Source organism: Microbacterium sp. 18062, assembly GCF_902706225.1.
Classification (GTDB): domain Bacteria; phylum Actinomycetota; class Actinomycetes; order Actinomycetales; family Microbacteriaceae; genus Microbacterium.
Genome location: NZ_CACSKB010000001.1, coordinates 193905 through 211377, shown reverse-complemented (window position 1 = coordinate 211377; position 17473 = coordinate 193905). Strand labels below are relative to the sequence as shown.

Genomic DNA, 17473 nt, shown 5'->3' with positions numbered 1-17473 from the left:
GAAAGCCCGTCCATTGGACGGGCTTTCTCTGTGTTGGTGACCCCAGCGGGATTCGAACCCGCGTTACCGCCGTGAGAGGGCGGCGTACTAGGCCGCTATACGATGGGGCCGATCAGGCAACCGTTCGATTATGCCACGAGTCTCACGAGGGAGACAAATCGAGGCACGGACGACGAACCGGGTTGCCGGATCCGCCCCGAGGAGAGTTGACTCGGCGCATGCGAGTCACCAAGCACGAGCACGCCGCGTTGACCCTCGAGAAGCAGGGCCGGCGACTGATCGTCGACCCGGGGTCCTTCACCAGCCCCCTCGACGACGCCGAGCACGTCGTCGGCATTGTCATCACACACGAGCATCCCGACCACTGGACCGCCGAGCACCTCGACCGTCTACTGGCCACGAACCCCGGCATTCCGATCGTCGCGCCGGAGGGCGTCGCACACGCGGCCCCCGGCTACGACATCACGGTCGTCTCCCCCGGAGACTCGATCGACATCGACCCCTTCCACCTCGAGTTCTTCGGCGGGCGCCACGCGGTCATCCACGAGAGCATCCCGATCGTCGACAACGTCGGTGTGCTCGTCGACGACGCGCTTTACTACCCCGGTGACTCCTACGCCGTGCCCAAGGGCGCATCCGTCACGCTGCTCGCCGCCCCGGTGGGCGCGCCGTGGCTGAAGATCGGCGACGCGATGGACTTCGTCCTCGCCGTCGCGCCCCGGCAGGTCTTCGGCACGCACGACATGACCCTGTCGGTCGCCGGACGCGACATGGGCCGCGCACGACTGCGCTGGGCCGTCGAGCAGGGCGGCGGGGAACTGCTCACCCTCGACCCGGGCGACAGCACGGAGCTATGATGCGGAAGTCTCGTCTTCCCGGTCCCTGAGCGAGGAGCACAGCTCCGAGACGAAGATCGACGAAAGGTCTCACCGGCGGCGGCCATACGACGACGGATGCCGCGACCCTGGGGCCGCGGCATCCGTCGTCGTGTCGAGTCTCGGGACTACTGAGCGTCCAGGTCGGTCTCGAGAAGCTCGACGAGCTCGTCGAGCGCCTGGTCGGCGCCGTCGCCCTCGGCCTTCAGCGTGACGACCGTGCCCTTCGAGGCGCCGAGACCGATGAGCGAGAGGATGCTTCCCGCGTTGAGGTCCGGGCCGCCGGCGGCGGCGATCGTGATCGGCAGCTTCTTCTCCTGCACCGCCTGCACGAAGAGCTTCGCGGGGCGGGCGTGCAGCCCGGAGCTGCTGGCGATGGTGGCCTGACGTTCTGCCATGAGTGATTCCTCTCGTCTGTCCTTCTATCGTCTCAGGCCGCGACGGGGACGGGCGCCTCGGCCTCGGCGAGCTCCTTGCGACCCACCCACTTCTTCAGAGCGATCACGACCAGGGCCGTGGCGACCGTGCCCGCCAGGACGGCGAGCACGAAGCCCCACCACGGGTCGATCGCGAACAGCACGAAGATCCCGCCGTGCGGAGCCAGCGACGACACGCCGAGCGCCATGCTGAGCCCGCCCGTGACCGCGCCGCCCACCATCGAGGCAGGGATGACCCGCAGCGGGTCGGCCGCGGCGAAGGGGATCGCACCCTCGCTGATGAACGCGGCACCGAGCAGCCAGGCCGCCTTGCCGTTCTCCCGCTCGACCGGGGTGAAGGCGTTCTTCGCGAGGACGGTCGAGGCGAGCGCCATCGCGAGCGGCGGCACCATGCCCGCCGCCATGACCGCACCCATGATGAGGAAGGGCACCGCGTGGATGTCACCGGTCGAGGCGCTCGCGAGGCCGGCGGTGGCGAACGCATAGGCGACCTTGTTGACCGGGCCGCCCAGGTCGAAGCACATCATGAGTCCCAGGATCACGCCGACGAGCACGATGCCCGAGGTTCCGGCGAGGTTCGTCAGTCCGTCGTTCAGCAGCTCCATGAGCGAGGCGATCGGGCGGCCGAGGAACAGGAGCATGAGCCCCGAGGCGACGATCGACCCGAGCAGCGGGATGATGACCACCGGCATGAGTCCGCGCAGCCAGCGCGGCGGGTTGAGCCGTCCTAGCCACCAGGCGATGAATCCGGCGAGAAGACCGCCGATGATGCCGCCGATGAAGCCCGCGTTCATCAGCACGGCGACCGCACCGGCGACGAAGCCGGGGGCGATGCCGGGCCGGTCGGCGATCGCGAAGGCGATGTAGCCGGCGAGGGCCGAGACGAGGAAGCCCATCGACGTGGAACCGATCATGAACGCGACCGAGCCGAGATACTGCCCGAGCGGCCCGAGCGGCGAGGTGATGTCGTCGGTCGGCAGGTTCCAGAGCGAGTTCTGGATGATGACGGTCCCGGCGTTGTCGGTGACGTTGTAGCCGCCCAACAGGAAGCCCAGTGCGATGAGCAGACCACCGCCGGCGACGAACGGGATCATGTAGCTGACGCCGGTGAGCAGGATCCGCTGGATGCGGGCGGGCCACGACGTCGGCGGGGCCGCAGAGCTGCCCTCCGACGAGGCGGCCGCGGCGCTCACCCGCGCCGACTTCGAGTCGCGCGCGGCGGCGACGGCCTCGGAGATCAGCGCCGCAGGCGCCTCGATGCCGCGCTTCACGCCGGAGCGGACGACGGGCTTGCCGCCGAACCGCTGCGGCTCGCGCACATCGACGTCGACGGCGAAGATGACGGCGTCCGCGTTGTCGATGACATCTTGCGGAAGCGCCTTGTACCCGCTCGAGCCCTGCGGCTCGACAGTCAGCTCGATGCCTTCCTCCGCCCCCGCCGCGGTCAGCGCGTCGGCGGCCATGAAGGTGTGCGCGATGCCGGTGGCGCAGGCGGTCACCGCGACGATGCGGGCGGGACGGCCGTCGATCTGCAGACGTGTGTCGGCGGATGCGGCCGGAGCCGCCGCTGCCGGGGCGGCTGCGGGCGCGGTGCCTGCGGGGGCTTCGCCGATCGCGGCGCGCACGATCCGCACGACCTCCTCCGCGGACGCCGCAGCACGCAACGACGACGTGAAGTCGTCCTGCATGAGGCTGCGCGCGAGCTTCGACAGCACCGCCAGGTGCTCCTCGGCCGCCCCCTCCGGCGCGGCGATCAGGAACACGAGATCGGCCGGTCCGTCGTCGGCGCCGAAGTCGACGCCGGGCGCAAGGCGCGCGAACGCGAGCGACGCCTCCGTGACCGCGGAGCTCTTGGCGTGCGGGATGGCGATGCCGCCGGGAAGACCGGTCTCGTCCTTCTGCTCGCGCGCCCACGCGTCGGCGAACAGCGCCTCGGCGTCGCGCGCGCGGCCCGTGGCGGCGACGCGCGCGGCGAGCGAACGGACGACGGCGGCTTTGTCGGAGCCGAGATCCTCGTCGAGACTGACGAGGGATGGAGTGATGGTGTCGGACACAGTGACCTCCAGTGGTCGGTGGTGCTTAGCGGGGAATCCGCTGGACGGGGATGTCGGCGGTGATGAGGTCCTCCGGGGTGGGGGCTTGGGTGCCAGGGAGCGTCGCCGCGGCCGCGCCGTAGCGCATCGCGTGACGGAGGGACTCCTCGGGGGGACGCCCGGCGCTCTCGGCGAGCAGGTAGCCCGCGAGCGAGCTGTCGCCGGCGCCGACGGTGCTGACCGGCACGATTCGCGGCGCGATGCCCGACCAGACAGCAGCCTCCGTCACGAGCAGGGCCCCGGTCGCGCCGAGGGTGACCAGCGCCGTGCCGACACGTAAGGGGACGAGGGTGGCCGCGAGCCGCGCGATCGCTTCCACGTCGGACGGATCGGCGGGGCTTCCCGTCAGCTCGGCGAGCTCGTGCTCGTTCGGCTTGATGAGGTCGGGATGGGCGTGCGCGACGGCCTCGTGGAGTGCCTCGCCGGACGTGTCGACGGCGATGCGCGGGGCAGCATCCCCCCATCGGTCGCGCACCGCGGCGATCACACGGACGTAGAGATCCGGGCCCGCGCCCGGGGGCACCGATCCGGCGAGCACGAGCCACCGTGCGTCCTCCGAGGCCGTCACCACGGCGTCGATGAGTCCCTGCACGTCGTCCGCGCCCAGCACGGGTCCGGCGAGATTGAGCTTCGTCGTGGTCCCATCGGGATCGAGGATGGTGAGGTTGGCGCGGGCGTGCCCGACGATCGGCACGCCGACCGTCTCGATCCCGGTGGCCTCGAGGGCGGCGGCGAACGGGTCGTCCACCGCCAGCGGCAGTACCGCGCGAGTCGCGACGCCGGCGCCCGAGACGACGCGGGCCACGTTGATGCCCTTGCCGCCGGCGTCTTCGCGGGCCGCGGCCGCCGACTGGACCTCGCCGTGGCGCAGAGGGGCGGCGAGGGTGATGGAGCGATCGAGCGAGGGGTTCGCTGTCAGGGTCACGATCATGCGATCAGAACCTCCACTTCGGCGTCGGCGAGGGCGCCGGCGAGCGGTTCGGGGGGCGGCGCATCCGTGACCAGAGCATCGATCGCGCTGAGCGGGGCGAACCCGACGAGCAGCTCGCGCTCGAACTTCGATGCGTCGCAGACGATCACGACCCGCCGCGCCGCCTCGACGATCGCGGTCTTCACCGCGGCCTCTTCGGGGTCGGGAGTGCTGAGACCGAATCCGGCGGAGAGCCCGTTCGTTCCGACGAAGGCGACATCGGGTCGAAGCCCCGAGACGGCGGCGACGGTGGCGGCTCCCACGGCGGCGGCGGTCACCCCGCGGATGTGGCCGCCGATGATCGACAGGTCGATGCCGTCGGCGTCCGCCAGGGTCGGCGCCAGTGCGATCGAGTGGGTGACGACCCGCGCGCTGCCCGCCGTGTCGCGCAGGTGCAGGGGGAGGGCGGCGGCCACGGCGGCGGTCGTGGAGCCCGCATCGACGAACACCGACCCGCGGAAGCCGGGGCCGAGGGTCGCGACGGCGCGTGCGGCGATCGAACGCTTCGCCTCGCTGTGCTCCCGGACGCGGTCGCCGATGGCGGTCTCACGGATGCTGGAGCGCGCCGCGGCGACGGCCCCGCCGTGCACCCGCGTGAGGGCGCCGCGACGCTCGAGCTCGGCGAGATCCCGTCGTACCGTCTCGGTGGTCACATCGAAGCGCTGCGCGAGATCCACCACGGCGAGCCGGCCGTCGGCGTGCAGAATCCGCTCGATGGCGTCGTATCGCTCCGTTGCGTACATGGAATCCCTCCGTGATTCCCACAGAATACAACAGAAACCCACATACATGAAGATCATGCTCGATCGTCGTGCAGAAAAGGCGCCAAACGTTGTGATCTGCCTACAAGCGACGCGGGATCACGTCGCGCGCGGCTGGAGGCTCCCGCAGCACACGACCGCCGGGGGACGTGTGCGCAACGAGAAGGGGCCCCGATCCGCGACGGATCGGGGCCCCTTCGACAAGCCCTGGTCAGGCCTCGCTCATGGCCTGGACCTCGGCCTGGCCCTTCGCCGCGTAGTAGGCGGCACGTGCCGCGTCCTTGCGGGCCTGCTCGGCGTAGCCCGCCTCGAGCACGTCCTGCGGCACCTCGACGCTCTCGATCTTGTTCACGCCGTTGTGCTTCTCGATGTACGCGTCGAGCTCGGGACCGCTGGTCCACGAGGTGATGAGGCAGTAGCGGGGGTCGTCGCCGACGTGCGTCGCGGCGTGCCACAAACGCTGCGTGTCGATGATCAGCTGCGCGCCGGCGGGCAGGGCGATGCGGGTCTCGCCGCTCGGGTCCGTGCGGTTCTCGCGCAGCACGAAGAAGCTCTCGGCGTCGTCGCTCAGGTTGAAGAAGCCGCGCACGACCCAGCCGGTGCCATCCGGGTTCAGGCGGTTGTTGTCGTCCTGGTGCAGGTTGTAGAGGCATTCGCCGTAGGTGTTCGGCTGCAGCTCGATCACGCGGCAGCGACCGACGTTCGCGCCCGGCTCCTGCGCACGACGGGTCAGGTTCGGGGCCTTCTCGGTCTGCGAGTCGATCCAGACGCCGTCCTTGTCGGTGCGGGGGTTCGTCCCGGTCCAGAAGCCCGCGCACTCGACGTCGCCGTCGCGAGAGGCGAGCGGCGCGAATCGGGTGTCGCCCGAGGACTTCCAGTCGACGTACTCGATGTCGAGCCATTCCTTGGGGTCGAGTTCCTGGTTGTAGCGGTCGAGCACGACGTAGCCGGTCTCTTCGAGCGCGGCGGACTTGATGTAACCCATGACGGATGATGCCTTTCATACGGGGCCAGCGAAGTTTTTACAGGCCCAGGTAAGGTCAGCCTACATCGGCCTCCTGGCAGACCCGTGGGTCGCCACCGGCCCGTCGGGGCATCCACCTAGAGTGGAGGGTCGGCGGCTCGCGCCGCCCGGGAATCCGCTCTGCGAGGGACGAGAACGAGGAACATGGTCAGCGCCACCAACGTCGATGCCACCGCCGTCAGCACGATCGCGTGGCTGTCGGCCCCCGAGACCAGCATCGTCGTCCCGGTGTACCAGCGGCAGTACCGATGGGACATCGGCGCCTGCGAGCAGCTGCTGGGCGACATCCGCGCGGTCGCCGATCTCGACGAGGGCCACACGCACTTCCTCGCCTCGATCCTGTCCTCGCGCGGCAGCGAGGCGGATGCGGGCGAGCTCGTGCTGATCGACGGACAGCAGCGCATCACCACCCTCATGCTCCTGATCGCCGCGCTCCAGCACACGGTGCGTGCGACCGATCCGGCCCTCGCCACCGACCTACAGCGAGTGCTCGTGCGCGAGAGCGACCCGCAGCGCACGAGGCTCCGGCCGCACCGCGCCTGGGCCGATGTGTTCGAGAGCGTGGTGCTGGAGCGCCGCTCCCCCGCCGACGCCGACCGGGTGTCCCGCTTCGACGACAACTACGCGTTCTTCCGCAGCCAGATCCGCGCCGACGAGGCTCCGCGCATCTGGCGCGGACTGCGGCGGCTCGAGCACGTCGCGATCGCCCTCGGCGCCGACGCCAACGCCCAGCAGATCTTCGAGAGCCTCAACTCGACCGGAGAGCCGCTGCGCGATCACGAACTGATCCACAACTACATGCTCATGGGGCTCTCGCACGCCGAGCAGACGACGATCGAGGAGAGCTTCTGGGTGCCGATCGAGCAGAACACGGGCGAGTCGATCGCCGACTTCTGGCGCCACTATCTCGTGATGCGCACGGGCCGCGAGCTCGCGGGGGCGGCCGGTCGCGGCGTCTACGAGGCGTTCCGCCACGAGTTCCCGCTCCTCGATCCGACCTCGTTGCACGCGCACGCGGCGGAGTGGAGACGGTACTCCGAGATCTACCGCGTGCTGCTGGAGCCCGCCCATGCCCCCGACGAAGAGGTGTCCCGACAGCTCGGGTACGTCAACACCTTCGGTCGCGGAATGTATCCGCTGGTGCTGCGCGCGTACCACGACTGGGTGCACGGTGCCGCCGACCGGGCGAGCCTCGTCGGCATCCTCGAGAGCATCCAGTCGCTTCTGCTCCGCCGCACGGTCTCGGGGCTGAAGAACGAGCGTCTCGTCGCGCGCCTGTGCCGGGCGCGCTCCGAGAGCGTCGAGGAGCTCGCCCGCGCCTTCGGCCGGATCACGCCGTCCGACGAGCGCGTCCGAGCGGCGCTGAAGTACGTCGACGTGCCGCACGCGGGGTACGTGCTGAACCGGATCACGGGTGCGGGATCGCTCGCCGACCTCGGCGTCGAGCACGTGTTTCCCCTGGCACCCGCCGACGGATGGAGCGGCGACGGCGCGCGAGCGTGGGCGGACTACTCCGACGACGAGCAGAACAGTCACCGTGCGCTCGCGCAGACCCTCGGCAACCTGGCGCTGCTCGAGGATCCCCTCGCCGAACGCGTCATCGATCGGTCGTTCCCCGACAAGCGCGCCGTCTACGCGAAGAGCGAGATCGACTCGACCGCGCGGCTCGCCGACCTCGAGGCGTGGGGCACGGCCGCGATCGCCGCCCGCACGGCGCAGCTGACGGAGGCCTTCCTCTCGATCTGGCGCCGACCGAGTGATGTGCTCATCGACGACGACGACCTCACCCCCATCCTCGACGCGAAGCAACGCCGCGGCTTCCCGCCCGGATGGCAACGCGAATGGTCGTACGTGGAGTACCGCGGTGAGCACTGGGTGGTGCCCGACGTCAAGTACCTCTTCAACCGCGTGTTCAAACGGCTCTGGGCGGACTCCCGTGCCGACGTCGTCGCGTTCAGCGAGCGCCGCGGCGGACCGGTGTACGACACCATGGCCTGGAACGGGCAGTGGGACGCCCTCGGCGAGGGCGCGTTCCTCTACATGGGCTGGGACTCGCGATACATGCTCACCGCCGTGCAGGGCCTTCTCGAGGAATCCGGTCTCGCCTCCGAGGTGTTCGTCAAGTACTCCTACATCGGCAACGCGATGCGCGACTGAGATCACCTGCCGCGCGCCCAGCCCCGGGCGCCTCAGCGCGACGAGCGGCCGCGCAGCGGCGTCCAGCCCACGGGCCGCGGCTCGTCGCCGAGGGCCCGCTCCCGGTCGGCGGATGCGGACCAGCCCTGCGCCGCATCCTCGTCGTCGAAGCCGCCGCGCGCGACCCGGAAGCCGACGTCCTCGAGCTCGGTGCCGGGTGCGCCTCCCCGGCGCACGGATGCCCTCACGCTCCACGCGTCGTCGGCGAAGCCCCCGCCCCGGAAGACGCGGTAATCGCCGTAGCGCGCGGGGTCGAGGTGGTCCCAGCACCACTCCCAGACGTTCCCGAGCGTGTCGAACAGTCCGTTGAGGTTCGGTATCCTGCCGCCCACGTCCTGCGGCGAGCGCACTCCGTCGATCGCGGTCCACGCGACCTCCGGCAGCGGACCGTAGTGCGGCGCGCTCGATCCCGCCCTGCAGGCGAACTCCCACTCCGCCTCGGTCGGGAGGCGGTAACCGTCCGCATCCGTGTGCCAGGTGACCTCGGGGCCGTCGAACGCGTACGCGGGGTCCAGCCCCTCCCACTCCGAGAGCGCGTTGCAGAATCGGATCGCCCGCAGCCAGCTGACGTCCGCGACCGGGCGGCGGGCGTGCACGACCGCGATGCCGAGGAGCTCCGCGAACAGGTCCTGCGTCACCGGGTACACGGCGATCTCGAAGGGCTCGAGCTCCACTTGACGGCGCGTGCGTCGGCGTGCGTCGTTCAGGATGACGGTGCCCGCCGCGATCTCCGCCATCTCGATCTCGACCATCCCGGAACTCTATCGACCGCGGACGGCGGCGGGGGTGCAACGCGGGGAAACACAAGGCGGGCCGGATCCGGGCGAGCCACTAGCGTGGCTCCTCGGGCACAGCGCCCCCGTCCCGCACCGAGAAGGCCCTCACGCACATGACATCCCGATCCACGCACCGTTCTTCCCTGCGCCGTCGCGCCAGCGCCGCGATCGCACTCGCGTCCGCGGTCCTCCTCGCGTCCTGCGCCGCACCGGCGGCCACGGAGGTCATCGCCGGTGCGGAGGACTCCGCCGTCGACAAGCTCGGCATCATCTTGTACACCTCGAACCCCTGGAACAAGGAGTACGGCGAGGCGTTCGAGATCGCCGCCAAGAAGCTCGGTGTCGATGAGGTCTCCGTGCTCAACGCGGAGGCTGACCCGCAGAAGCAGCTGAGCCAGGTGCAGACCCTCCTCGACCAGGGGTACAAGGGCATCGCGATCAACCTCGTCGGCGGGCTGAGCGTCGGCCAGCTGAACACCCTGTTCGCCGAGAACGACGCCTACTACACGACCGTCTTCGAACTGACCCAGTGGAACACCACGTACGCGAGCGACGGCCACTACCTCACATACATCTCGCCCGACTACCCGGGTTCGGCCGAAGCGGTCGTCGACGAGCTCGCCGCGGCGCTGCCCGACGGCGGCGACGTGATCGCCATCGGCGGCTCCGCGAGTCTGTCGGCGACGCTCTCCAACCAGGCGTGGACCGGGTTCGAGGCCGGGCTCGCGGCGAACCCCGAGCTCACCCTCGTCGGCAACCTCGAGACCGACTACACCGCGGAGGGCGGCAAGCAGAAGACCGCCGACCTGCTCTCGCGCTTCCCCGATGCGAAGGCCGTGCTGGCCACGGACGGCGCCTCCGCCGAGGGCGCGGTCGCCGCGATCCGCGAGGCCGGCCTCGAGCCGGGCACGGACGTCCTCGTCGTCTCCGCCGACGACGCCGGAACCGTCGGCGAGCTGGTGCAGAGCGGAACCGTCCTCGCGGGAGCCTCCCTCCCGGCGGCGCTCGTGGCCAACTACGACGCGGCGGTGCTGTTCGATCAGCTGAACGGGGTCACCCCGGACCCCGCGCTGCAACAGCTCTGGCTCGACATGCCGGTCGTCAACGCCGAGAACGTCGACGACTACCTCGCACGCTACGGGAAGCCGCTCGGCGAGCAGTTCGACACCGCCCTCTTCTCGCGCTACCTCACCCCCGAGGACTGGGACTACCAGGGCGGCTTCCGCCCCGTCACCGACCTCGCCGAGCTGTGGCCGGGAGTGCCCCAGCCCGCCGACTTCGACGCGCCCGCGCAGTTCACCGAGCTGCTCGACTCGGGAGCGTTCGAGAAGGCGGCCGCCGAGATCGCCGAGCACAACGAGATCGCGCCCTTCGCGCCGCTTCCCGAGTGACGCGCCCATCCACGACGACAGCATCACGGAGGATCGATGACCGCTGCCGATGAGCCGTCGACGGCGCCGCGGCTCGAGGTCCGTGGCATCACCCGGTCCTTCGCGGGCCGGCGCGTTCTCGGCCCGGTCTCGTTCGCCGCTCTCCCCGGCGAGGTCATCGGCCTCGTCGGGGAGAACGGCGCCGGCAAGAGCACACTCCTGAACATCCTGAGCGGCGTCCTCACCCACGACTCCGGCGACATCCTGCTCGACGGCGAGGCGTTCGCCCCCTCCGGATACCGCCGGGCGAACGAACGCGGGATCTTCCGCGTCTACCAGGACAGCGTCCTCATCCCGAGCCTGACCGTCGAGGAGAACCTGTTGCTGGGCTGGGAGGACCGCTTCACCCGCCCGCTCGGCACGATCGACGGACGCCGGCGCCGAGCGGCGGCACGCCGCGCCCTCGAGCGCGTCGGGCTGCCGCAGCGCCTCTCCGGCGCCCGCGCGGGTACGCTCGGCCAGGGGACGCGGCAGCTCCTCGCCTTCGCGAAAGCGCTCTCCGCCATCGAGACGCTCGGCACGGCGCAGCCGATCATCCTGCTGGACGAGCCGACCACGAGCCTCGACTCGGCGGCGGAGCACCGATTCCTCGCCGTGGTCGAGGAGCTCCGTGCGGCCGGCGCCACGATCTTCCTCGTCTCGCACCTTCTCCAGGAGGTGCTCGCCGCCACCTCTCGCGTGATCGTGCTGAAGGACGGATCGGTCACTGCGCAGCTGAGCGCCGACCAGACCGACGAGACCGAGCTGCACAGGCACATGGTCGGCCGTGAGCGCCTGGCGAACTACTATCTCGAGGACCGGCAGGGCGCTCACCGGGAGGACGCCTCCGCGCCGCCCCGGCTGGTCGTCGACGGGCTCGTGCTGCCGGCACTCGGGACGTCGGTGTCGTTCGACGTGCGGGCGGGAGAGGTGCTCGGATTCGCCGGGCTCGAGGACTCGGGGAAGACGGAGCTGGGCCGCGCGCTCGCGGGTGCCGAGCCCGCGGCCGGAACCGTCCGGGTCGACGGGTCGCCGAGCACTCCCCGCACGACGCGCGCCGCGATCGACGCCGGCATCGTGTACGTCCCGGCCGACCGTCCCGAGCTCGGCGTCATCCGCGAGGCATCCATCGAGCGGAACATCCAGGTCGGCTCGTTGCACGATCGCTATGCGAACCGGGCGGGGATCGTCCGAGCCGGCGTATCCCGCGCCGCCGCGCGCCGGCTCATCGACACGTTCGGGATCGTCGCACGGGGCGAGCGGCAGCCGGTCGGCGAGCTCTCCGGCGGCAACCAGCAGAAGGTCGTGCTCGCACGATGGCTCTCCCGCGACCCGTCCGTCATCGTGCTGGACTCCCCCACCCAGGGCGTCGACACCGGCGCTCGCGCCGCCATCTACCGCGAGATCCGCAACGCGGCCGCCGCGGGGGCGGCGATCGTCCTTCTCAGCGAGGACCTCACCGAGGTGATCGGCCTGTCGGATCGCGTCGCCGTCCTCAGACGCGGGACGATCCAGGCGATCATCGACGCGCCCGCCCCTGCCAAGCCCGAAGAGGCCGAGATCCTCGGCCGCATGATGTGAACGGAGTTGCACGTCACGATGTCTGAGCACATCCCCGCGGCCGCCACCGAGGCCGCCGACACCGAGGAGAAGCCGCAGCACACCCGCGAATCGGCCCTCGGACGGTGGATCGCGTACGTGCCGCCGCTCGTGCTCATCGCGCTGATCGTCTTCTTCAGCCTCGCCAGCCCCACGTTCGGCTCACTGCAGTCGATCGCGACGATGGGATCGCAGGCCGGCATCCTGCTCGCGGCCGCGATCGGGCTGACCTTCGTCGTCGTCGCCGGCGGCATCGACCTGTCGATCGGCTCGGTGGCTCTCCTCACGGGGACGGCCGTCGCACTGCTGGTCGCCGGGATCGGCGATCAGGCATGGCTCGCCGTCGTGGCGGCGCTCGCGATCGGCGCGGTCGCGGGGCTGCTCAACGGCGCCGTCGTCGCGCTCGCCCGGGTGCCGTCGTTCATCGTCACCCTGGGGACCCTGTCCTTCTTCGCCGGCCTCGCACTCACCCTCACCGGCGGTCAGGCCCGCGGGTTCATCAGCAACGGCCTGCTCGCGCTCGTCAACCAGCCCGTGCTCCCCGGCATCCGCGGGACGTTCGCCATCGGTCTCGTCGTGTTCGCCGTGTCCTGGTTCGTCATGCGGCGCACCCGCTTCGGGCTGCACCTCTACGCGATGGGCGCCAACGAGCGCGCATCGCGCCTCGCGGGCATCAACGTGCTGCGCGTGAAGCTCGTGGTCTTCGCCGTCTCCGGAGCGGGGGCGGCGATCGCGGGCCTGCTCTCCGTCTCGCAGCTCCAGGCCGCGAGCCCGGCGCTCGGCACGTCGATCCTGCTCGACGCGATCGCGGCGATCGCGATCGGCGGCACCTCGCTCGCGGGCGGGAGCGGTGGCGTCGAGCGGACCTTCGTCGGCGTGCTCATCCTGACCGTCCTCTCCAGCGGCCTCAACCAGCTCGGTGTGCCCGACTTCACCCAGAACATGATCAAGGGCGCGGTCATCGTGCTCGCCGCCGCGTTCACGCTCGCGGGGCGTCGCGGCGACGTCGTGAAGTGACGTCGTGAAGTGACCCTGATCTGACCTCGTAACCCTCTCCCGCCCGAAGGACCTGCCATGCGCTTCAACGCGTTCGTGATGAACACCGTCAGCCACCTCTCGCCCGGACTGTGGCGCCACCCGGACGACAGGACGCCGGACTACACGGACCTCGACTACTGGATCGAGATCGCCCGCATCGCCGAGAGCGCCTACTTCGACGCGGTGTTCATCGCGGACGTCCTCGGAACCTACGACGTGTACGGCGGGGACGACCGGGAGGCCCTCCGCCGCGGCACGCAGACCCCGGTCGGCGACCCGATCCTCGCGGTCTCCGCGATGGCCGCCGCCACCGAGCACGTCGGGTTCGGCATCACGACGAACACCGAGGCCGAGCACCCCGTCCCGCACGCACGGCGGTTCACGACGCTCGATCACCTGACCAAGGGTCGCGTGGGCTGGAACGTCGTCACGGGCTACCTGCCCTCCGCCGAGCGCAACATGGGGCGCACGACGCCGCTCGCCCACGACGAGCGCTACGACCGCGCCGACGAGTATCTCGAGGTCGCGTACAAGCTGTGGGAGGGCTCGTGGGAGGACGACGCCGTCGTGCTCGACCGCGAGCGGGGCGTGTTCGCCGACCCCGACAAGGTGCATCACATCGGGCACCACGGCGAGCACTTCGACGTGCCCGGCATCCACGTCTCGCAGCCGTCCCCCCAGCGCACCCCCGTCGTGTTCCAGGCGGGCGCCTCGCCGCGCGGCATCGCGTTCGCGGCGGGGAACGCCGAGGCGGTGTTCGTCGCCGCGCCGACCGCTGCCGTCGTCGCCGACCAGGTGCGCCGCATCCGTGCCGCGGTGACGGATGCCGGCCGGCCGGCGGATTCGGTCGTGATCTATGCGATGGCCACGATCGTGACCGCGCCCACCGGCGAGGAGGCACGTGCGAAGTACGAGGACTACGTGGCGCACTCGACGACCGAGGGCGCGCTGGCACTGATGTCGGGGTGGATGGGCGTCGATCTGTCCGGCTACGACCTCGACCAGCCGCTGGGCGACGTCCAGAGCAACGCCGTGCAGTCGCACCTCGCCGCGTTCCAGAACCGCACGGCGTCGGGCGACATCTGGCGCATCCGCGACATCGCCGCCTGGGGCGCGGTCGGCGGCGTCGGCCCCGTGATGGTGGGCTCTCCCGCCGAGGTCGCCGATGCGCTCCAGGAGTTCCAAGAGACCACCGGCGTCGATGGCTTCAACTGCGCGCAGGCGATCATTCCCGGAACGCTCGAGGACATCGCCGAGCATGTGGTCCCCGAGCTCCAGTCCCGGGGGGTCTACCCCACCTCGTACACGGAGGGCACGCTGCGACACAAGCTGTTCGGACGCGGCGACCGGCTCCCCGACTCGCATCGGGGAAGCCGCTACCGTGTCGGCGGGGACCTGTCGACCATCGACGACAGCAAGCGGGGCTGACGCGCGCTCGGCCCACGGGGCGGGCCGGCGCGGAGGGGCCGGGCGTCGCGGTGAGGTCTGTGCGCGCCCGGCCGCCGTACGTCACGCCGTCAGGTGCAGGCGCTGCTCCGCCAACGGACAGGTGAAGACGTCGCGTTCGCCGAGCCCCACGCGGTTGATGTAGCGCACCACGATCGCGTACGAGGCGAACAGCCCGGTCTGCGTGTACGGAACACCGTGCTCGCGGCAGTAGGCCGCGATGATCGGTGCCGCGCGGCGCAGGTGCGGTCGCGGCATCGAGGGGAAGAGATGGTGCTCGATCTGATAGTTCAGCCCGCCCATCGCCACGTCGAGCACCCGGTTGCCGCGGATGTTGCGGCTCATCATGACCTGCCGGCGGAGGAAGTCCAGCGTGACCTCGCGCGGCACGACCGGCATCCCCTTGTGGTTCGGGGCGAACGAGACTCCCATGTAGAACCCGAAGAGCCCGAGCTGCACCGCGAGGAAGACCGCGGCGATCCCCGGCGACAGGACGAGGAAGACGAGGGTCGTGAAGCCGATGAGGCGCACGCTCATGAAGCCGATCTCGACCCAGCGCCGGTCGAGTCGCCCAGGCGTCGCCACCCGTTTGACGCCCGAGGCGTGGAGGGAGACTCCTTCGAGCAGGAGGATCGGGAAGAAGAACAGGCCCTGGTGCGCGCGCAGCCAGGCGACGGCTCGATTGGTGCGCCGTTCGGCCTTCTCCGCCGTCACCGCGATCACCGGCAGCTCGATGTCGGGGTCGGACCCCAGCTTGTTCGGGTTGGCATGGTGGCGCGTGTGCTTGTGCTGCCACCATCCGTAGCTCATCCCGACGAACAGGTCTCCGAGGATGAGGCTGATCCAGTCGTTCCATCGTCCCGACACGAAGATCTGCCGGTGGGCGGCATCGTGCCCGAGGAACGCGATCTGGGTGAACACGACCGCGAGGACCGCGGCGGTGAACAGCTGCCACCAGGTGTCGCCGATCCAGACGAAGGCGACCAGACAGCCGGCGAGCACGAGGGGCGTCAGGATGAGCTTGGCCCAGTAGTAGCCGTAACGTCGGCGGAGCAGGCCGCTGTCGCGCACGACCTGGGCCAGGGAGGTGAACTCGCTCGCGCGGCGGCCCGGGCCCGCCGACCGGGGAACGGTGGTGCGGATGGCGTCCATGGGAGGCATCCTCGGCGTTGCGCCGCTTCAGCGGCGGGCAGCGCCGCCCTCGCCGATCCAGTCGGAGGCGCCGGAGCGGTCTTCCGGGGTGTTCTGTCTCCGCGTGGCGCCGGGCGCTGCGCCCGCCCCGACGCGGCGGACGAAGGAGACCGACTCGGCGAGCGCCGCGACGGCGGCGGCGCGTTGCTGCTCGCGGTGGGACGCCTCCTCGAAGCGGGCGGCGGCGAACCCGCGACGAGCCTGCACGTCAGCGCTGATGTCGGCGAGTCGCTCGGCGAGGACGCCGGCCAGGCCGTCGCGCAGTTCTTCGAGGTTGGTGTTGGCGATCTCGAGGCGGCGGTCGGAGACGGTCACCTCGACGGTCGGATACCCCTGACGCGAGAGGTAGGAGCGGGTGTCGCTGCCGAGGATCTCTTCGACCTCGTCGCGATCGGGCTTCCGACTGAACACCGCGGCGACGGTGTAGCGATCGGGCGCGGACTCGGTGAGCAGGGCGGCCGGGAGCGACCCGACCAACACCTCCCCGAGGCCCAGCAGACCGGAGCTCTGACCGGTCGTGGTGACATGTGTGTCCATGACTGGACGGTACGCCCCCAACATGTAAGCCTCACAGGTTGGCGGGGGCCGGCGGACGCCTCTCCCACGTGCCGGAGACGGATGCGGAGAACCTATGCTCGGGACATGGAGCGCAGGCACGCGGCGGTCGTGTACAACCCGGTCAAGAGCCCCCTGGACCGCCTTCGCCGCGCGGTCGACGCCGAGCAGCTGCGGCAGGGATGGGAGGAGTCCCGCTGGTTTCCGAGCAGCGGCGAGGACGCCGGGCGGCGGGCGGCGGAGGACGCGCTCCGCGGAGAGCCGGCCGTCGTGATCGTCGCAGGCGGTGACGGCACCCTGCGCGCGGTCGCAGAGCTCGCGCACGAAGGCTCGATCCCGCTGGCACTGGTTCCCACCGGCACCGGCAACCTGCTGGCCCGCAACCTCGGCCTGGCCGTGAACGACCTGGAGCGCTCGGTTCGCGTCGCCTTCACGGGCGGCATCCGCGCGGTCGACATCGCCGTGGCCGACATGGAGCTCGACGGAGAGCGGAGCCGGCATGCGTTCGTGGTCATGGCGGGGATCGGGCTCGACGCCGAGATGGCGCGCGACACGAACCCCGTCGTCAAGAAGCGGATCGGATGGCTGGCGTACGTGACGCCCATCGCACGCTCCATCATCCGCAACCGCCAGTTCCATCTGCGGTACCGCGTGGACGGCGGGCACGCTCGATCGACCCGCGCGCACACCGTCATCGTCGGCAACTGCGGCATGCTCACCGGCAACATGCTGCTCATCCCGGCCGCGGTCGTCGATGACGGGCTGCTGGATGTCGTCATGATGCGCCCCGGCAACGGGTTCGGCTGGGCGCAGATCGGCACACGCCTCACGCTCCAGGGCATCGCCCACCGATCCCGGGCCGGCCGGCGCATGTTCCAGCGTGCGCGCGCACTCCCGGCGCTCGCCTACGCGCAGGGACGACAGTTCGAGGTGCGCTTCGACACCGCGCACGCGATCGAGCTCGACGGCGACGACTTCGGCTCCATCACGAGCGCCCGGATCACCGTGCATCCCGCGGGCCTGCGTCTGGTGGTTCCCGACCGGGCGTGATCCCGAGCGGTCCTCATCGCGCCCGGCGCGGCGCTCCCGATCCTGCCGTGCGC

15 protein-coding genes and 1 tRNA gene are annotated in these 17473 nt (G+C 70.6%); 7 read left to right on the top strand and 9 right to left on the bottom strand.

Going from position 1 to position 17473, the window contains the following annotated elements; all coding sequences use genetic code 11:
- Positions 1 to 34: 34 nt before the first annotated feature.
- A tRNA-Glu gene (locus GVL03_RS00975) sits at positions 35 to 110 on the bottom strand.
- Between the two features lie 108 nt (positions 111 to 218).
- On the opposite strand from GVL03_RS00975, the gene GVL03_RS00970 reads away from it, so the two are divergent.
- A complete protein-coding gene (locus tag GVL03_RS00970; protein WP_159498564.1) occupies positions 219 to 857 on the top strand; it encodes an MBL fold metallo-hydrolase in 639 nt (212 codons plus the stop codon).
- A gap of 146 nt (positions 858 to 1003) precedes the next feature.
- Here GVL03_RS00970 and GVL03_RS00965 read toward each other — a convergent pair whose 3' ends face one another.
- The 5 genes from GVL03_RS00965 to GVL03_RS00945 form a co-directional block, all read right to left on the bottom strand.
- Positions 1004 to 1273, bottom strand: coding sequence for an HPr family phosphocarrier protein (locus GVL03_RS00965; protein ID WP_159498562.1), 270 nt, complete (start codon positions 1271 to 1273; stop codon positions 1004 to 1006).
- Between the two features lie 32 nt (positions 1274 to 1305).
- Positions 1306 to 3366 (bottom strand): fructose-specific PTS transporter subunit EIIC, encoded by a 2061-nt coding sequence (locus tag GVL03_RS00960; protein WP_159498560.1) that lies wholly within the window; start codon positions 3364 to 3366, stop codon positions 1306 to 1308.
- Positions 3367 to 3391: 25 nt separating this feature from the next.
- Positions 3392 to 4336, bottom strand: a complete 945-nt coding sequence (locus GVL03_RS00955) for a 1-phosphofructokinase family hexose kinase (RefSeq protein ID WP_159498558.1) — start codon at positions 4334 to 4336, stop codon at positions 3392 to 3394.
- The gene (locus tag GVL03_RS00950) at positions 4333 to 5118 is read right to left on the bottom strand and encodes a DeoR/GlpR family DNA-binding transcription regulator (protein WP_159498556.1); all 786 of its coding nucleotides are present in this window, start codon (positions 5116 to 5118) and stop codon (positions 4333 to 4335) included. Before GVL03_RS00950 ends, GVL03_RS00955 begins: the two co-directional genes overlap by 4 nt.
- A 229-nt stretch (positions 5119 to 5347) precedes the next feature.
- Complete coding sequence (locus GVL03_RS00945; protein ID WP_159498554.1) at positions 5348 to 6121, bottom strand: hypothetical protein; 774 nt, start codon at positions 6119 to 6121, stop codon at positions 5348 to 5350.
- Positions 6122 to 6304: 183 nt separating this feature from the next.
- Here GVL03_RS00945 and GVL03_RS00940 point away from each other — a divergent pair, with 183 nt between their 5' ends.
- A complete protein-coding gene (locus GVL03_RS00940) occupies positions 6305 to 8317 on the top strand; it encodes a DUF262 domain-containing protein (protein ID WP_159498552.1) in 2013 nt (670 codons plus the stop codon).
- Between the two features lie 32 nt (positions 8318 to 8349).
- Here the strand turns inward: GVL03_RS00940 and GVL03_RS00935 are convergent, their stop codons facing one another.
- A complete protein-coding gene (locus GVL03_RS00935) occupies positions 8350 to 9108 on the bottom strand; it encodes a formylglycine-generating enzyme family protein (RefSeq protein WP_159498550.1) in 759 nt (252 codons plus the stop codon).
- Positions 9109 to 9245: 137 nt separating this feature from the next.
- On the opposite strand from GVL03_RS00935, the gene GVL03_RS00930 reads away from it, so the two are divergent.
- From GVL03_RS00930 to GVL03_RS00915, 4 genes are read left to right on the top strand one after another with little or no spacing between them, the layout of a single operon-like run.
- Entirely contained in the window at positions 9246 to 10523 is a 1278-nt protein-coding gene (locus GVL03_RS00930; protein ID WP_159498548.1) for a sugar ABC transporter substrate-binding protein, read from the top strand.
- 36 nt (positions 10524 to 10559) lie between these two features.
- The gene (locus GVL03_RS00925; protein WP_159498546.1) at positions 10560 to 12122 is read left to right on the top strand and encodes a sugar ABC transporter ATP-binding protein; all 1563 of its coding nucleotides are present in this window, start codon (positions 10560 to 10562) and stop codon (positions 12120 to 12122) included.
- 18 nt (positions 12123 to 12140) lie between these two features.
- The gene (locus tag GVL03_RS00920) at positions 12141 to 13157 is read left to right on the top strand and encodes an ABC transporter permease (protein ID WP_159498544.1); all 1017 of its coding nucleotides are present in this window, start codon (positions 12141 to 12143) and stop codon (positions 13155 to 13157) included.
- A 57-nt stretch (positions 13158 to 13214) separates the two neighbouring features.
- Positions 13215 to 14606, top strand: coding sequence for an LLM class flavin-dependent oxidoreductase (locus GVL03_RS00915; RefSeq protein WP_159498542.1), 1392 nt, complete (start codon positions 13215 to 13217; stop codon positions 14604 to 14606).
- An 81-nt stretch (positions 14607 to 14687) separates the two neighbouring features.
- Here GVL03_RS00915 and GVL03_RS00910 read toward each other — a convergent pair whose 3' ends face one another.
- Complete coding sequence (locus tag GVL03_RS00910; protein ID WP_159498540.1) at positions 14688 to 15776, bottom strand: acyl-CoA desaturase; 1089 nt, start codon at positions 15774 to 15776, stop codon at positions 14688 to 14690.
- Positions 15777 to 15803: 27 nt separating this feature from the next.
- Positions 15804 to 16352 carry a hypothetical protein gene (locus tag GVL03_RS00905; RefSeq protein WP_159498538.1) on the bottom strand — a complete coding sequence of 183 codons (549 nt, stop codon included), beginning with the start codon at positions 16350 to 16352 and terminating at the stop codon, positions 15804 to 15806.
- Between the two features lie 105 nt (positions 16353 to 16457).
- On the opposite strand from GVL03_RS00905, the gene GVL03_RS00900 reads away from it, so the two are divergent.
- Positions 16458 to 17420: a diacylglycerol kinase family protein gene (locus GVL03_RS00900; RefSeq protein WP_235037965.1), complete on the top strand. Its 963-nt coding sequence runs from the start codon at positions 16458 to 16460 to the stop codon at positions 17418 to 17420.
- The last annotated feature ends 53 nt before the right edge of the window (positions 17421 to 17473 follow it).

What these genes read in the sequence shown, in the direction of transcription:
- GVL03_RS00915 (WP_159498542.1), top strand. Translation starts at nt 13,215, where the DNA reads ATGCGCTTCAACGCGTTCGTGATGAACACCGTCAGCCACCTCTCGCCC.
- GVL03_RS00945 (WP_159498554.1), bottom strand. Translation starts at nt 6,121, where the DNA reads ATGGGTTACATCAAGTCCGCCGCGCTCGAAGAGACCGGCTACGTCGTG.
- GVL03_RS00930 (WP_159498548.1), top strand. Translation starts at nt 9,246, where the DNA reads ATGACATCCCGATCCACGCACCGTTCTTCCCTGCGCCGTCGCGCCAGC.
- GVL03_RS00950 (WP_159498556.1), bottom strand. Translation starts at nt 5,118, where the DNA reads ATGTACGCAACGGAGCGATACGACGCCATCGAGCGGATTCTGCACGCC.
- GVL03_RS00940 (WP_159498552.1), top strand. Translation starts at nt 6,305, where the DNA reads ATGGTCAGCGCCACCAACGTCGATGCCACCGCCGTCAGCACGATCGCG.
- GVL03_RS00900 (WP_235037965.1), top strand. Translation starts at nt 16,458, where the DNA reads ATGGAGCGCAGGCACGCGGCGGTCGTGTACAACCCGGTCAAGAGCCCC.
- GVL03_RS00920 (WP_159498544.1), top strand. Translation starts at nt 12,141, where the DNA reads ATGTCTGAGCACATCCCCGCGGCCGCCACCGAGGCCGCCGACACCGAG.
- GVL03_RS00925 (WP_159498546.1), top strand. Translation starts at nt 10,560, where the DNA reads ATGACCGCTGCCGATGAGCCGTCGACGGCGCCGCGGCTCGAGGTCCGT.
- GVL03_RS00965 (WP_159498562.1), bottom strand. Translation starts at nt 1,273, where the DNA reads ATGGCAGAACGTCAGGCCACCATCGCCAGCAGCTCCGGGCTGCACGCC.
- GVL03_RS00935 (WP_159498550.1), bottom strand. Translation starts at nt 9,108, where the DNA reads ATGGTCGAGATCGAGATGGCGGAGATCGCGGCGGGCACCGTCATCCTG.
- GVL03_RS00905 (WP_159498538.1), bottom strand. Translation starts at nt 16,352, where the DNA reads ATGGACACACATGTCACCACGACCGGTCAGAGCTCCGGTCTGCTGGGC.
- GVL03_RS00955 (WP_159498558.1), bottom strand. Translation starts at nt 4,336, where the DNA reads ATGATCGTGACCCTGACAGCGAACCCCTCGCTCGATCGCTCCATCACC.
- GVL03_RS00910 (WP_159498540.1), bottom strand. Translation starts at nt 15,776, where the DNA reads ATGGACGCCATCCGCACCACCGTTCCCCGGTCGGCGGGCCCGGGCCGC.
- GVL03_RS00970 (WP_159498564.1), top strand. Translation starts at nt 219, where the DNA reads ATGCGAGTCACCAAGCACGAGCACGCCGCGTTGACCCTCGAGAAGCAG.